Origin of the sequence: Ruoffia tabacinasalis (assembly GCF_005864045.1) — a bacterium.
In the GTDB taxonomy this organism is placed as follows: Bacteria; Bacillota; Bacilli; order Lactobacillales; family Aerococcaceae; genus Ruoffia; species Ruoffia tabacinasalis.
In genome coordinates this window covers 1-16813 of sequence record NZ_VBSP01000003.1, presented here as the reverse complement: position 1 = coordinate 16813, position 16813 = coordinate 1, and the positions used below count along the sequence as shown (strand labels likewise).

At 34.9% G+C, this 16813-nt stretch carries 13 protein-coding genes; 4 read left to right on the top strand and 9 right to left on the bottom strand.

The window, feature by feature from the left end; translation table 11 throughout:
• Positions 1-23 precede the first annotated feature (23 nt).
• Positions 24-1994: a peptidoglycan D,D-transpeptidase FtsI family protein gene (locus tag FEZ33_RS01765; RefSeq protein ID WP_235888744.1), complete on the bottom strand. Its 1971-nt coding sequence runs from the start codon at positions 1992-1994 to the stop codon at positions 24-26.
• Between the two features lie 342 nt (positions 1995-2336).
• Between FEZ33_RS01765 and FEZ33_RS01760 the strand changes: the two genes are divergently transcribed.
• Complete coding sequence (locus FEZ33_RS01760; protein ID WP_138403674.1) at positions 2337-5000, top strand: YfhO family protein; 2664 nt, start codon at positions 2337-2339, stop codon at positions 4998-5000.
• Positions 5001-5149: 149 nt separating this feature from the next.
• Positions 5150-6043 (top strand): DUF1189 family protein, encoded by an 894-nt coding sequence (locus FEZ33_RS01755; RefSeq protein ID WP_138403673.1) that lies wholly within the window; start codon positions 5150-5152, stop codon positions 6041-6043.
• Positions 6044-6091: 48 nt separating this feature from the next.
• Here the strand turns inward: FEZ33_RS01755 and FEZ33_RS01750 are convergent, their stop codons facing one another.
• Positions 6092-7408, bottom strand: coding sequence for a DEAD/DEAH box helicase (locus FEZ33_RS01750; RefSeq protein ID WP_138403672.1), 1317 nt, complete (start codon positions 7406-7408; stop codon positions 6092-6094).
• Between the two features lie 179 nt (positions 7409-7587).
• Between FEZ33_RS01750 and zwf the strand changes: the two genes are divergently transcribed.
• Complete coding sequence (gene zwf, locus FEZ33_RS01745; RefSeq protein ID WP_138403671.1) at positions 7588-9027, top strand: glucose-6-phosphate dehydrogenase; 1440 nt, start codon at positions 7588-7590, stop codon at positions 9025-9027.
• Between the two features lie 53 nt (positions 9028-9080).
• On the opposite strand, the gene FEZ33_RS01740 is transcribed toward zwf, so the two are convergent.
• The 7 genes from FEZ33_RS01740 to FEZ33_RS01710 all read right to left on the bottom strand — a co-directional run bounded on the left by FEZ33_RS01740 (position 9081) and on the right by FEZ33_RS01710 (position 15957).
• Complete coding sequence (locus FEZ33_RS01740) at positions 9081-10061, bottom strand: DHH family phosphoesterase (RefSeq protein WP_138403670.1); 981 nt, start codon at positions 10059-10061, stop codon at positions 9081-9083.
• A 23-nt stretch (positions 10062-10084) separates the two neighbouring features.
• Positions 10085-11404 carry a DRTGG domain-containing protein gene (locus FEZ33_RS01735; RefSeq protein WP_138403669.1) on the bottom strand — a complete coding sequence of 440 codons (1320 nt, stop codon included), beginning with the start codon at positions 11402-11404 and terminating at the stop codon, positions 10085-10087.
• Between the two features lie 86 nt (positions 11405-11490).
• Positions 11491-12294, bottom strand: a complete 804-nt coding sequence (locus FEZ33_RS01730) for a ZIP family metal transporter (RefSeq protein ID WP_138403668.1) — start codon at positions 12292-12294, stop codon at positions 11491-11493.
• A gap of 12 nt (positions 12295-12306) precedes the next feature.
• Positions 12307-13422 carry a DNA polymerase IV gene (gene dinB, locus FEZ33_RS01725; protein ID WP_138403667.1) on the bottom strand — a complete coding sequence of 372 codons (1116 nt, stop codon included), beginning with the start codon at positions 13420-13422 and terminating at the stop codon, positions 12307-12309.
• 154 nt (positions 13423-13576) lie between these two features.
• Positions 13577-13948, bottom strand: coding sequence for a preprotein translocase subunit YajC (gene yajC, locus FEZ33_RS01720; protein ID WP_138403666.1), 372 nt, complete (start codon positions 13946-13948; stop codon positions 13577-13579).
• Between the two features lie 71 nt (positions 13949-14019).
• The gene (gene tgt / locus FEZ33_RS01715; protein ID WP_138403665.1) at positions 14020-15165 is read right to left on the bottom strand and encodes a tRNA guanosine(34) transglycosylase Tgt; all 1146 of its coding nucleotides are present in this window, start codon (positions 15163-15165) and stop codon (positions 14020-14022) included.
• Between the two features lie 15 nt (positions 15166-15180).
• On the bottom strand, positions 15181-15957 hold the full coding sequence (locus tag FEZ33_RS01710; protein ID WP_171031246.1) for a glutaminyl-peptide cyclotransferase: 777 nt from the start codon (positions 15955-15957) through the stop codon (positions 15181-15183).
• 71 nt (positions 15958-16028) lie between these two features.
• On the opposite strand from FEZ33_RS01710, the gene FEZ33_RS01705 reads away from it, so the two are divergent.
• On the top strand, positions 16029-16655 hold the full coding sequence (locus tag FEZ33_RS01705; protein ID WP_138403663.1) for a lysophospholipid acyltransferase family protein: 627 nt from the start codon (positions 16029-16031) through the stop codon (positions 16653-16655).
• Positions 16656-16813: the final 158 nt, after the last annotated feature.

Sequence of the window (16813 nt, the reverse complement as noted above, 5' to 3'; positions counted from 1 at the left end):
TTTAGAAAGTGGGTGTGTTTCTATTAGTTAATTTCTTGAGCAGCTGGACTATCTAAGTATGTTTCAATTGTCCCACTTGTTTCAGCTTGCATTTCGAAATAAGCGTTCATAACTTGGTGGGCAACACGAGTACTTTCACGTCCCCAGTTCTCTTCTTCTAAATATGGAATAACTACTGAAATAGCAATTTCTGGATCATCAAATGGTGCAAAACCAATATATGTCGCGTTAGTTACCGGTTGATTTTGTGCATATTGGATCGGGCCAGAATAGAATGCCTCTGTAGTCCCTGTCTTAGATCCAACTTCAATTGGGTAATTCATGAATAGATAACGCGCAGTACCGTCAAGTGTATGTGATACTTGTCTCATCCCTTCATGAATTCGCTCCATCGCTGCTTCATCAATCGGTATTACATTCAAGATTTCAGTTTCATTCGATGATTTAACAGAACCTAATTCTCCATTCGCATCCGTTCCACGTATTTCTTTAACTAGTCTAGGTGCATAACGTATACCGCCATTAGCGATAGTTGCTGCGTATTGTCCTAATTGTAAAGGTGTATACAGGTCAAATTGTCCATAGGATAAATCGAGTGCACTTACAAGTTGATCACTTTCTGGACTAAATCCAGCTGATTCAACAGGTAAGTCAATTCCGGTAGTTGTTCCTAAACCAAACTGAGCTAAATAATCACGTATGATGTTGATTGTGTTATCATGAATAGATAAGCGGTCATTTTCTTCATAAGTCATCTGCCCACCAATCATCATCGCTAATTTAATCATATAAATATTCGATGATAATTGTAAAGCTTCAATATCATCAATTGGCATTTCGCCAGTACGGTTAAATACTGATGTTTTTACTTGTGAGGCTTGGAATTTCAACGGCTCATCCACTAGGATATTATTATCTAAAGAAATAACATTTTCCATGTAACCTGTAGCTACCATGGCAGGTTTTATACTTGACCCCATACCATAACTCGTATTAATCGCTCCAAGTGTATCATCAACGATTTTGTCCGTATTATAAGAATCTGTATCTTCATTGTATTCAAATCGTTTTCCTGAGATACCTAAGATATCCCCGTTTTTTGGATTTGATGCAACGATGTATACACGGTCATTCAGACCTTGTTGTTCCATCGTTCTCAATGAATTTTCAGCAATTTCATCTAGTTTCCTTTGGAATTCAGAATTGATTGTCAGAACCAAGTTATCCCCTTTAGTTCCTTTATATAACATATCATTTTCTAAGATATCATCTGAAGAATCTGTCACAAAATTAAATAATGATTTTGTCCCTTTTAGGGCATTTTCATATTCTTGTTCAAGATAACTCATTCCAACACGGTCATTCATAGCATATCCACGACGAAGCAACTCAGGAGCTAATTCACTTGGAATACCGCCCTGTTCAGTTGAAACTTGACCGAAGATCGATCTAAGCATTTCTCCCATCGGGTAGACACGCTGCCAATCGGTCCCAATACTAATACCAGGTAATTGACTTAATTGTTCAGATACACGTGCAACCTCTTCTTCTGTAACATTTTGATTCTTAACTGTAACAGTTGATAATGCATAGGCACTATTCATTTGTTTGAATAAAGCCGCAATCTTCATTTCAGCGTTACTAAATTGGATGTCTTCTTCAGTAACGCTTTCAAGTTGAACAGTGTATAACTCAGGTCCAGGCAATAATAACTCATCTTCAGTTAAACGACTATTAACTAAGTCTTCATTCTTAATAATGAAATAATCTTTTAAATCACGTTCAGTTAAATTAGACGTTGGAACTTCAATTAATGAAGCAAGTTGTGTTGCAATATCTACTATATCTTGAGCCGACACTCTTGAATCACGATCACGTGTATAAAGAATGGCTTGCTCTGGTCTATTACCCACTAAAATATTCCCATTACTATCGTACATCATCCCTCTGGGTACTGAACCAGTTGATAACGTTGATTCGGTTCGTTCTACCATATTGGAGTAACGTTCACCACTATATAATTGAATATATCCTAATCGGATAAATAACACAGTAAACACCAAAAACGAAATAAAAAACAAGAGATTCAATCGTCCAGGTATATGCGAACGTGTTTTCTTTTGCTTTATTTTGTAGAGTGCCATTTATCTTCTCCCCTCTAATAGTTTAAATTCACCTGATTATTATATCAAACAATTAATCAAAATTGTATCAAACCCAAAGATTAACATCAATCTTTAATTTATCTTCATAAATTTTACTCACTAAAAAGATGATTAGCAGATTTTTCTTTGTTAATATATGATAGGATTATTAATTTCGTTAGGAGTCACAAAATGATAAATAAACTTAAACCGTATTTATTAAATACTATATTTGTATCGATTTTCTTTATCGGGCTTGCAATAATTTTTCAATTTGCGCCTTTTGGTAAAGATACAATGCTTACTGTTGATTTAGGTCAACAATATATTGATTTCTTTAGTATGTATAAAGAAACTTTAACCCATTCGCCTGAAATGCTCCTTTACAGCTTTGAAAAAGCGATTGGCGGAGAAATGATAGGTTTATGGGCATACTACTTGTTGAGTCCCTTTAATTTGATTTTCTTATTATTTAACGAGTCAAACTTTGAAATAGCAGTAACGTTAATTACTTACCTCAAATTACTGGCAAGTAGCTTAACATTTATGTACTTCTCACGTCATAAATATGACTTAAGTACGCTCCCATCAATCATTTTTAGCTTATCCTATACTTTCATGAGTTATACCATCGTGTATCAGTTAAATATAATGTGGTTAGATGGCTTAGTATTATTACCGCTTATTGCCTTAGGTTTAGGTCAATTAATAAGTGGAAAGAGTCGCTTACTTTATGTTGGTTCGTTAGCAATTATGTTAATTGCGAATTATTATATCGGTTATATGATTTGTCTTTTCTTAGCAATATATGCACTCTTTGTCATCGTCGAAAAACAAACTGTATTCAACATTAAAGAAACGATTGTCTCATACTTCCGATTTGGAATTCATTCAATCATCGCAGCTTTAATAGCTGGAATTACCCTTATTCCGACCTATTACTCTCTAACCCAAAACAAAGGCAGTTACTTGGAATTTGAGTTAGATTGGGAAGTTGCTCATACACTTCAAGATATTGCGTCAAAACTATTCGTTGGTAGTTTCAACTTTGATGAAATGTCTTCAGGTTCTCCTAATATCTATGCTGGGATGTTAGTTATCCTCTTTGTAGGTCTTTTCTTTATTAATAAAAAAATTAAATTGTCTGAAAAAATCGTTGCGATATTAATTTTTACAGTGTTTGCACTTTCTTTTAGATTTGATTTATTTAATAAACTTTGGCATGGTGGACAATTCCCAATTTGGTATCACTTTAGATTCTCGTTCACGACAAGTTTCTTTCTACTTGTAATGGCCATTAAAGCCTTTAAGAATCAACCCAAGCGTTTCCCGCTTGGTGTATTAATTACTGCCATTGTTGCGATGGCTTTATTCTCTGGTTATTATTTATGGATTGATGAATATACTTTCTTAAATGATATTAATATCTTTATTTCTCTGGCTTTCTTCTTGGCCTTTGTCATAATTATTCAATTAGAAAGACCTAAAAAAATCATTCTAAACTCGGTACTGTTAGTATTTGTTTTTAGCGAACTATTCATTAATGCGTATATTATTATGTCAGATATTAATTATGTTCAACAGTCGAAATTTGAAGATTATACTGAAACACTTAATCAAAGTTTAGCTGGTTTACGTCATCCAGATAATGATTTCTATCGAATAAACAAAACATTTATGCGTACTAAAAACGAAGCGATGTATACACACTATAGTGGTATGGATCACTTTGGCTCGACCATCGAAGCACATGTCCCTGAGTTATATGGTTATCTTGGCTTACCTGATGGTAATGGCTTTGCAACCTATACTAACGGAACGCTATTCTTAGATGATTTCTTTAATATTCGTTATTTCTTAGCTCCAACGACAAATTCGAGCGAACACACAGCGGATGAAGGTTATGTCTTATATCCAGAAGCCACTGATTTAGATATGGAATTCCACCCTATCTCGACTCAATATTCAAGGGTAAAAGTTTATGAAAACGAAAGAAACTTTGGTCTAGGCATGGAAGTGAGTTCAGATATTGCTAATGATGGAATTGAATTTACATCACATAGACCCATTGAAAACCAAGAATTATTATTAAGTCTTATAGATTATAACGGTAATGGCGCTCCTTACTTTACAGAGCATGACTTTACGGATGTCACTTATGAAAACGTCGAAGTAGCGGATACCGGAGATGGAGATTACTATACATATATTGATAAAACAGAAAACGATGCACAAACACCGAGAATTCGTTGGCATTTTGAAACAACTAATCGAAACCCATACTACTTTAGTATACCAAGTCAGTTCTCAAGTAAGAATGTTTCGTTTGATTTAAACTCTAATCATTATCGATTCTATTCGCCATTTAGGAGACGTCAAGTTTATAACGCCAGTTATGACACTGTTCGTGAAGATCAATACTTTGATGTAGAGCTTGAGGAAGAAGAATTGCAAGCGAATTTACTTGAATTATACGAATTTGACTTAGAGCGTTATGAAAAGATGATGGATACTAAAGAAGATAATAAGTTTAATGTGACCCATTTTAGTCACAATCACATCAAAGGAAATATTACCATTGAACAAGATGACGCTTATGTCTTATTCACAATCCCTTATGATGCAGCTTGGGACATAACTGTGGATGGCACAAGTGTTGAACCGGTAAATGTATTAAGTGATACTTTAATGGCGATACCTATAACGAGTGGTCAACATAATGTTGAATTAACTTACTTCCCTCGTTCGATTGTCTTTGGAGGCATATCGAGCTTGATTGGTATAATCAGTTTAGTCGGTATTATTTATTGGGATAGAAAGACCTCTCAAAAAAATATCAGCTTGGATACTGACTAAATTCAGATCATACATAAATAACTTGAGTACATATTGATTTAATATAAATAAGTTACTATTTAAAGAAAGGCAAAGTCATAAATTTACTTGATAATTCAATTGACTTTGGTATGATAAATTAATGAATTTAATTAGTAAAGGACGGTTCAATGAAGAAAATATTTAATTTACTTAAACTAGGGTTAAAGAACCCTCGCTATTATATTGAATCGATAAATGTGCCGTGGAAATATATTCATTTGGTTGCTTTTGGTTCGATATTAGCAATGACACTAGCGATGTTCGTTAATATTATTCCAGTTTTTTCACAAATTTCAGATGACTTCTCTAACGCTGTTGAGTATATACCAGAGTATTCTTTATCAGAAGGAACTTTGAATATAGCTGAAGGAGAAAAACCACTCTATTATCAATCTGATTCAGTGCAAATCGTCATTGATGATTCAATCAATACAGAAATGGGCTTTGAAACTGAAATTCCAGCTGAACAAAGAGAAATGTTGATGCCTAGTTCCCCTTTTGGGATCTTTATTATTGAGGACTACGCATTTCTAACTGTTGGTGAGGTTGTTCAAGAAATCCCAGGTTATGATTATCTTTTTGCAAACAATCATCGCTTTGAATTATTCTTAAATTATATTGTTGAAGAATCATTTTCAATTAATACAATGATGTTTTTAGTAATGCTAGTGACTGCTTTCTTCGTTTACTGGTTCCAAATTATATTAATCAGTATTATGGCTGGTTTCTTTAATGTTCGACTGACTAGAGCCATTAATTTCAAAGCAAGACTGAAGTTAACGGTTGTAATCTCATTTGTCCCAATTCTATTACTGGAGTTAATGTCTATACTGATTCCGGGATTCGTCGCAACACAGTTTACTTTAGCTGCTATTACTTTATTCCTGTTGTATCTTGCTTTTAAAAACCACACTAAATTTATTCATACTATTATGAATAGCCTTGATGATATTGATACGATCGATTTAAACTTTAAAGATGATACAGATAGTCAAGACAACGATGATGATGAAGAAAAATAATATCAACAAAAAACCAGCATCCATTAAAATTGGAAAGCTGGTTTTTTGTTATTTCTTGCGCTTATTTTGACGTGTTTGTGTTCGTTTGTGTGATTGGATTTGTCGATCTAATTTTTTCTTATAGCCCGGTTTTACTTTACGTTTTTTATTACGTTGAATCATACCTTTAATCACAGTATCTTCATTTTTCTTTTTGTCTTCACGTTTTGCACGAGCATTTCTAGCTTTAACTTCTCTAATTTCACCTTTAACGATGTCAACGTGCTCAAATTCAATCCCTTTTTTCTCTAAAGTATGAATGTCACGTTCATTGTCAGGCTCAATTAAAGTATAAGCGACACCTTTAATATTGTTACGTCCGGTACGACCAACTCGGTGGATAAAGAATTCTAATTCAGTAGGAATTTCCATATTAATAACCATAGACGTTCCTGGAATATCAATACCACGGGCAGCTAAATCTGTCGCGACGACATATTGGAATTCTAAATCACGAATTTGTCGCATCACTCTTTTACGTTCTCTAGGTGTTAGTCCGCCATGAATTGTCGCTACTTTTAGTCCCTTATTTTTCAGGAAATGACTGACTTCATCGGCATATTGCTTTGTGTTACAGAAGATCAATGCTAAGTATGGCTCACCCATTGTTAGTAAGGAATAAGCTATCTCCGCTCTATCTCTGCCCCGCGTATAGATTAAGTAATTCTCAATCATATCGGCGATTACACCTTGATTATCGATTTCGATTACTTTTGGTGCCGTCATATATTTATTTAAGAACACTTCTAATGTTTGAGGGATTGTTGCTGAGAAAACCATGATTTGTAATTCTTCCGGCATTCTTGAAGCAATCTCGTCTACTATCGATAAAAATCCTAAATCCATTGTCATGTCAGCTTCATCAACAACGAATGTTTTGGTTGATTGAACCCAAAGTGCATTTTCAGACATTAAGTCGAAAATTCTCCCCGGAGTACCAATAACTAATTGAGGTTGTTCATTATTTTGTAATTTTTCAAGTTGGCGTTGCTTATCAGTACCTCCAATATAACGCACGACTTTGATTGGTTTTTCTGAAAACTCAGCAATTTGAATTGCTACATTATATAATTGTTCTGCTAATTCTCTACTTGGTGCAGTAACTACTGCTTGGACTTCATTTGCATCAGCATCAATTTGGTTTAAGATGGGCACTAAAAAACTATGTGTTTTTCCTGAGCCGGTTTGGGATTGAACAATTAAACTGTGTCCATCTAAAGCTTGTGGAATCACTTCTTCTTGAACTGGCGTTAAAGTTTCAAAGTGAATGTCTAATAACGCATCTTGAATAAATTGTTTCAATGGTAATTCTTTAAATAATTTCATAATAATCTCCTTTCACTGTACTTTTTACTAACATGTCAAATTATACAAGTATCGGTTAAAAAAAACAAACCATAGTAATATTAAAATAAAATGAACAAATTATTAGATTTTTTTCTCCTTAAATTGTAACTAAGTCATTTTTAAGCTATAATATTGGTTGTTAAAGATGGAGGGATTTCATGGAAAAACATCGTTTACTCATTACATTGTTCGGAGCTACGGGTGATTTAGCTGCCCGTAAGTTATTTCCAGCAATATATCGATTATACAAAAACAATTATATATCTGAACATTTTGCATTAATAGGAACTGCTCGTCGCCCTTGGACAGACGATTATTTGCGTGAGGTAGTCCTAAACAGTATTAAAAATGAAATTGATGACCAAGCACATGCTGAAGAATTTGCATCACACTTCTATTATCAATCACACGATGTGAATGATGAAGATGAGTATCATAATTTACAAGAATTAGCTTTAGAGTTAGAGGAAAAGTATCAAACAGAAGGGAATCGAATCTTCTATATCTCACTCTCGCCTAGTCTATTCCCTATAATTACGCAGCATATTAAAGGTTCTGGCTTAGCTACGGAACAAGGTTATAACCGATTAATTATCGAAAAACCATTCGGAAATGACTTTAATTCAGCCAATGAATTACAAGAACAACTTCAAGTTTCTTTTGAAGAAAATGAAATTTACCGTATTGACCATTATTTAGGAAAAGGTTTTGTTAAGTCACTCCTAAATTTACGCTTTAGTAACATCATGTTAAAGTCAATTTGGAATAAAGAGAATATCGACCATGTTCAAATTACACTTGCTGAAGAAGTTGGTGTTGAAGATCGTGGTGACTACTATGAAAATAGTGGTGTATCTAAAGACATGATACAAAATCATGCACTTCAAATGCTTTCATTAGTTGCTATGAACGAACCAAAGGACGATGAGCCTGAGTCGATTCGTCAAGAAAAAATTCATATCTTAAAAAATCTACATCAATATGATTCTGTTGCTGAATTACAAGAAAATGTCGTTCGAGGCCAATATGGAGCGAGCGAATCCAATGAGTACAAAGCATACCGTGATGAAGATAAGGTAGATGCTGAGTCAACCACTGAAACATATTTCGCAGCCAAAGTTTTAATTGATTTACCAGAATGGGAAGGTACACCTTTCTATATTCGCTCTGGAAAGCGACTAGAAGGAAAATATACAACGATTCACATTCAATTTAAAGCAACTAAAGAAGATGTGCCTGGCAATAGATTAATGATTGAAATTAATCCAGACCTAGCTTATCGACTTTATTTAAATCAAGAAACGATCGGTTATACTAATGAATTAAAACAAATTGAATTGTCATACTCACCAGATGAGGAAGAAATTAACGCAATGCCTGCAGATTACGAGCGTTTAATCTTAGCATGTATTCAAGGGAATTTAAATAACTTTAATCACTGGCTTGAAGTTGCACATGATTGGAAATTTGTTGATAATATTCAGTGCTTATGGAAAGAGGCACCGAAACCTGATTTTCCAAACTATCCAGCGATGTCTAGTGGGCCAAAAGCTGCTGATGATCTCATTAATAAACAAGGCTTTGATTGGTTTGATTAAATAAAATACAAAGTAAAAGACCAAGTTGACTCAAAATCAACTTGGTCTTTTCTCTATTCACTTATATTATCTAAATATGCTTGCGCTGCTTGCCCTAAATCCTCTAATAATTGACTCATTTCCTCTTTGCTATAGACCGAGGCACCACTTGCTTTAGGATGGCCTCCACCATGGTATTTAGCCGCTATTTCGTTGATTGCTGGTCCTTTTGACCGCACACGAACTCTCCAATATGGATGGCTACCTTCTTGTTCAATAAATAAAGCCCAAGTATTCACACCCATTATACTCCCTGGAATTCCGACAGCGACATTCGACTCTTCTTCAGTAATTCCGTAACGTTTTAAATCAGCTTGATTAATTATGATGTGAGCCACACCATTGTCTGTAATTTCTAATTGGTCTAAGACAAAACCTTGAAATTTCGCTTGTTCCATTGATTTTGTATTGAATCGGTCATTGATAATAAAGTGATCAATCCCTTGTTTAAGTAACTCCGCTGCTGTTGTTAGTGTTGTCGCACTTGTTGAATCATATTGAAAACGTCCAGTATCCCCGACAATGCCAGCATATAGCATAAATGCAGCCTCTTTTGTTAGAGGTAACGCCTCTCCCAATTCAAGTGAAATATTTGCGATAATTTCACTACATGAACTTGCTTTTGTATAAACCATTTCTAAATCGCCATAACTATCCACATCAGGATGATGGTCTATTTTTACAAGTTTTGCCCCTTTATTATACCGCTTATCTTCAATTCTAGGATAATTGGCTGTATCAACAACAATGACTAAGGCATCTTCATAATCTGAATCTTCAATTTCGTCCATGTCACCCATCCAAGATAACCCTTTTGACATCGTTCCAGCTGCTAGCACTTTTTTGTTCTTAAAAGCATTCTTAATTAGATACTTTAATCCCAGCTGTGAGCCAAATGCATCTGGATCGGGTCTCACATGTCGATGAATAATAATTGTGTCATGTTTTTTTATGTATGTTAATAATTCTTGTACTTTCTCAGTTTCTAAATACATAGTCTATCCTTTCTATAACTCATTTACTTTGTTTCAATAACTTGGGTCGTAATAATTGCTTTTGAAACTAAAGAATTCTCGTGGAAAACATTGACCTCAATTAGGGCTGTTCGTCTATTCTGATTGAAAATATCAACTTTAAACTGAATTAAATTCCCCATTTGAATTAATTTGAAATAATGCAAATCAATCTTCTCAATAATATGATTTTGATTTGTTGTGTCATAAAATTTTTGATAAGCAGAATGCGAAATTAATTCACAAAGAACACCATAAGAAATCGTTCCTAAACTGTTTAACATTTGTGGCTGGACGACAACGCGGTAGTCATACTTCTGTTCTTGTGACTTTAAGATATATTCTTCAATATGCATAACAATATCATCTTCAAATGTATTCACAATTTGTGGTTGCTTTTGAATCATTTGAATTCCACGCATAATATCTTGACGTGAGACAACGCCTAATAATTCCATATTATCTTCTATAACAGGAATCATCTCAATATCTTCACGCACCATCAGTTGTGAGACGCTTGCGACAGTCATATGTTTCTGAACAGTCACCAAATCTTTAGTCATGACTCTTTCAATTAGGACTGATTCAGATTTTCCTATGAGGTCTTTCGCCGTCACAACTCCGATCAAACGGCTGTTATGATGGACTGGAAAGCGTGAAAGTCCAGATTTACGTGAAAGCTCGTAGAATGTGTTCACAGTATCTTGAGCCGTTAATGCAGGCGTTTGATTAATCGGCGTAAAGATATCGGCAATAGTCATAATTTCTTTCTTTATTTCTTGGTCTGCCATAGACCGGTTAATAATCGTCGCTACTGTAAATGAATCAAAAGGCGTCGAAATAACTGGTAATTTCTTCTCGTTAGCAAGCTTCACGATCTTATCACTCGTATCAAAGCCACCTGTAATAAGGACAGCGACATCATTCTCTAACGCCAATTGTTGAACTTCTTCCCTGTTTCCCACGATGATGAGTGAATTAGGTACAAAGTATTTTTTAACGTCATTTTCTTGCATTGCGCCAATAATGAATTTATTAAGGTGACGATCTAAACCTTCTTCTCCACCTAGAACAGTTCCTTCGATTATTGAAACCATTTCATTAAATCTTAACATTTCTGGTAAAAACTTTGATTTCTTCTCAATACGTATTGTTCCAACTCTCTCGATTGTTGAGACAATACCCAGTGTTTCAGCATCTTTAATTGCTCGGTAAGCCGTTCCTTCACTCATATTTAAATGCTTGGCGATGCCTCGAACGGATATTTTTTTGCCAATGGGAAGTGTTTCAATATATTGTAGTATTTGATTATGCTTTGTAGTCACTAAATCCCTCCAGATAAATAAAAAACTGTTATACTGTAATTCGATATTTACAGTATAACAGTTTAATTACAGATTGAAAATAATTATTAACCTAAGGCCACATCTAATATCATCATTAGGACAAAACCACCAATTAATGCTAAAGTTGCTTCATCCGTATGGTTAGAGGATTGTGATTCAGGTATTAATTGTTCAACAACCACAAAGATCATTGCTCCAGCTGCGAAAGCAAGTGCATAAGGTAATATTTCTTGAACAACTAGAACGGCTGCTGCCCCAATAACAGCTGAAACTGGTTCAACAACCGCTGATAACTGTCCCATTTGAAATGCTTTTCGTTTCGTTCTTCCGTCTGCATATAATGGTAATGATAAGGCTGATCCTTCAGGTATATTTTGTAAACCGATACCAATAGCTAATGCAATGGCTCCAGTTAAAGTCGCTCCAGCATTACCAACGCTTGCTGCCGCGAAGGCAACACCTAAGGCAAGCCCTTCTGGAATATTATGTATGGTTACGGCTAAGAATAACATCATCGTCTTCGATAATTTTCTATTATCTGAGTCTCCATGGTCTTCAGATAAATGCGTATGCGGAACCGTGTAGTCAAGGAGTCTTAAAAATAAACCTCCAACCACAAAGCCGACTGCTACGGGTAACCAAGACGGTAACGATGATGAGCTAGATTCAGCATATTCTAACGCAGGTGCTAGTAACGACCAAAAAGATGCTGCGATCATCACTCCTGCCGCAAAACCTTGCATAATTGCTAAAAAGCGATCATTCACTTCTTTAAAAAGAAAAACAAAAGCAGAACCAAATAATGTACAAAGCCATGTAAATATTCCCGCAACTAGTGCTTGAAAAATTGGATTACTAAATAATGCCATATATAAATTCTCCTATTCTAAGTCAAGTTTAATTGATGTATATAAAGGATGGTCAAAATTTGAAAAAGTCACACCTAATAATCGAATAGTCCGGTCAAGATGTCCATGTTCTTCCCAAATTTCTTTAGCTAATTCTATACTCTTTTCAACAGACTCAATCGATTCAATGGATTGAATTTGTCGAGTAATCGTCTCAAAATTATCGTATCGAATTTTCAAAGTAATCGTATGTGCTCTCATATCAGAAATATGATGTCGATTGTCAACCTTGTGTATCAATTTAACTATATTATCTACTACTTCAGACTCTAATTCAAGAAATACCGAAAAGGTTCTTTCTCTTCCAATTGATTTTCGTTCGCGCTTATTATTCACTGGTGTATTATGAACACCTCGCACTTTAAAATATAAGGAATAACCCATCTTACCAAAGTTTTCAATTAAATCATCGAGGGACTTTTCATATAAATCTTCCCCAGTAAAAATTCCCAAATCATGAAAATGCGGGAGTGACTTCTTTCCTACTCCATGAAATTTATCGATACTTAACTCTTTTAAGAATTGAACTGCATCTTTAGGTTCAACTAAGGTGATTCCGTTTGGTTTATTATAATCTGAGGCAATTTTTGCGATGAATTTGTTATACGATATCCCCACCGAACAAGTTAAACGCGTTCGGCGAAATACTTCTTCCTTTATCTCCATAGCCATGATTGTCGCACTCTTCATATTCTTCTTATTATTAGTGACGTCCAAATAAGCCTCATCTAGAGATACAGGCTCAATTAAATCCGTATATTCATTAAAAATTTCTCTGATTTGCATCGATATTTCTCGATAGTAATTTAAATCTCCTTGGATAAAGACAGCTTTAGGACAGCGCATATAGGCTTCTTGAGCAGACATCGCAGAGTGAATGCCATACTTTCTTGCTTCATAATTACAGGTTGATACGATTCCTCGTCCGCCGGTAAGTTTGGGATGCTTTGCTATAACAACTGGCTTATTCTTTAATTTAGAATTATCTCTCACTTCAACACTGGCATAAAAGGCATCCATGTCGACATGGAGAATTTTTCTAGATATATCGGGTTCAACTTCATCAAAAGATAAAATACCATATTGCACGCAACTCACCTCTCTTTATTGTATATATTATACAAACACTTGTTCGTAAAATCAATCTCTACTGCTTAAGTAATATTTCCAGACGTCTTTATATGTCAACAAAAAAATGCTCCAAGAAATTCCTTATACAGGAATTCTTGGAGCTTTATTGAAATTAAAGAGTGCTTTCAGTTTCATCGCTTTCTTCAGCGATGTCTTCACGGTTTTCTTCGCGAGCAATATCGTTCGCTACTTCAATTTCGTCTTGACGATCTACAATGTTACCACCTTGAGTAACTGTAGCGATAGCACCTAATGTAAATGTTAAATATACACCTTCACAATCAAGTACGACTGTTTGACTACTTTGGCTTACTTCATCTACAACACCATGAAGTCCTCCGATAGTCACTACTGCGTCACCTGGTTTCATGTCATTTAACATCTCTTGTTTTTTCTGTGCCTGTTTCTTTTGTGGTCTTATTAGCATGAAGTACATTACAGCAAATAAAACTATAAACGGCATAAAACTTAGAATAAATTCCATTAACGTTTGTCATCCTTTCATTTTTTAAGCATAAAGACAGTGTATCAAAAATTGAGACATTTAGCCACAATCTAGAAGCTTTTTGCGTTTGGTTTATTATATCCGTATCTTTCGAAGAAATCTTCTCTAAATTCTAGTAATTGATCATCCATGATCGCTTTTCTAACGTTGCGCATTAATTCTAATAAGAAGTAGACATTATGAATTGACGCTAAACGCATACCAAATAATTCATCTGTCTTAATTAAATGTCTTACATAAGCACGCGTATAATTACGGCAAGTGTAGCAATCACAATTCTCATCAATCGGTCTGAAGTCACGGGCATATTGAGCGTTTTTCACAACTAAACGTCCTGTACTTGTCATACAAGTTCCGTTTCTTGCGATACGTGTTGCAAGAACACAGTCAAACATATCAACCCCACGAATAACACCGTCAATTAAAGCATCCGGTGAACCTACACCCATTAAATAACGTGGTTTATCTTTTGGTAATTCGGGTGTTAAGTAATCTAAGACACTATTCATCTCATCTTTTGTCTCACCAACTGATAATCCACCAATTGAATAACCAGGGAAATCAAGTGACACTAGATCTCTAGCGTGTTGAATACGTAAATCTTTATAACCCGCACCTTGAACGATTCCGAATAAAGCTTGGTCATCCGGTCGTTGATGCGCTTTAAGTCCACGCTCAGCCCAGCGGGTTGTTCGGTTAATTGAATTTTTAACATAGTCATAACTATGATGGAAGTCCGGACATTCATCGAAACTCATAATAATATCTGCTCCAAGAGCATTTTCGATTTGAATTGCTTTCTCTGGTGTTAAGAATAATTTCTCTCCACTAATATGATTTCTAAAATGCACGCCCTCTTCTTCAATTTTACGCATATCACTTAGTGAGAAAACTTGGAAGCCTCCAGAATCCGTTAAGACTCCACGGTCCCAGTTCATGAACTTGTGTAAGCCACCCGCCTCTTCAACAATATCTTCACCAGGTCTTAACCATAGATGATATGTGTTACTTAAGACAATTTCTGCACCCATATCTTTTAATTCTTCCGGAGATAACCCTTTGACCGTTGCTAATGTTCCAACTGGCATATATATCGGTGTTTCAAAGCTACCATGAGGTGTATGTAAAATACCTAATCGCGCGCCTGTATTTTTCTCTTCTTTTATTAATTCATATCTAATTGCTGGTTCTGTCATAATATTTCCTTTCTATTATTGCTTTAATTCTATCTCAAAAATAACCGGATACAGTTTCCCTGTAATATAAAACTGATTGCCTTCAATATGTGCAATTCCATTAAGGGAGTCTATTTCATCCAACTCTTGGTCTGTCAAATTCTCTTCGAGAACTTCAGTCAGGTCATACTTATATGCCACAATACCCGTTTTTGGATCGATGACAATGATTTCATTAGTATACCATACATTTGCGTAAATATATCCGTTAGCAAATTCCAACTCATTGATTTCTTCTACTAATTGATCATTATAAGTCACGTCAATTGTGTCGATCACTTCAAAGGTATTTGGATCTCTTTGTTCAAGCACACTCGTTCCATCTGACATCCAAATGACATCTTCTTGGTCATCATAAGCTAGTCCCCAGCCTTCACCTTCATAATCAACGGTATCTATTATTTCTAAAGTATCTTTATCTCTTTTAAATGCAACGCCACTCCGCCATGTCAGTTGCCACACAGCATCTGAAGTGACTGTTAGACCTTCACCGAAAAATTCTTTATCTAATTGATCGACGACGTCATAATGACCTGTGTCTAAATCTAAATAACCAATCTTTGATTCACCGTACAAACCTGTCCCTAGCAGTAACTCACCTGCTTCATTTAATTCGAACCCTTGCGTGAACGCCGTCGAATCACTTGGATGAATTGACAAAAGTTCATATTCATCTTGAGAAGCCACTGGTATTATTGGTATAATACAATGAACGCAAATTAATAATGTTATTTTGTGAATGATTTTCTTCATAAAAAACTCCTTTAACCCAACCTGATAATATAGTAATTTTATCATATTTTTTAATAGAAAGGTCGTTAGTAATGAATCTCTATTCATTTTTATTATTTATAGTCAAATACATTGTTTACATTTTTAACGGAAAACCATATGTCGTTGGTCAAGAAAATTTATCAAAGGATGCTGCAATTATTGCATCAACTCACCGTCATTGGTTAGATCCAATTTTCTTAGCTATGGTTGTTGAACCAACTGAAATTGCTTTTATGGCTAAGGATACTTTGTTTAAAAATAAAATCTTCCGCTATTTATTACCAAAATTAAATGTTTTCCCTGTCAAAAGAGAAAAACCATCACCGAAGTCACTTCGTCGTGGTGTTGAGGTAATGAATGAAGAAAATAAACATCTAGGAATTTTCCCTACAGGCTCACGCTACTCTACTGAAGTAAAAGGTGGAACTGCCTTTATTCAAAGACTGAGTAAGAAGGATATTATTCCAATTGCTTTACAACCGCCAATGAATGCGAAAGAATTTTTCTTGCGAAAAAAAGCAAAAGTAGCCATTGGTGAACCTATTTCTTTCGATGATTCTAAAAAGTATACTCGGGAAGAACTGAAACAAATTGATATTGCAATCGCAGAGGCTTTCGATAAATTAGACAAGCAACTTGATCCTGATTACGAATATATTCCAAATAAAAAAGACTAATAAAAAGACATCTAACTTTCCTTCCAATTTGGGTTCATGAATTTTTGATGTTGGTGGACCGAGGAGCCAGGTGACGCAGTCACCTTGGCTCTTTTTTTATTCCTATGTTTAAGTGTCTCTCTATGCAACGATAGTTTGTGTTGTGTTCTCATCTTTAA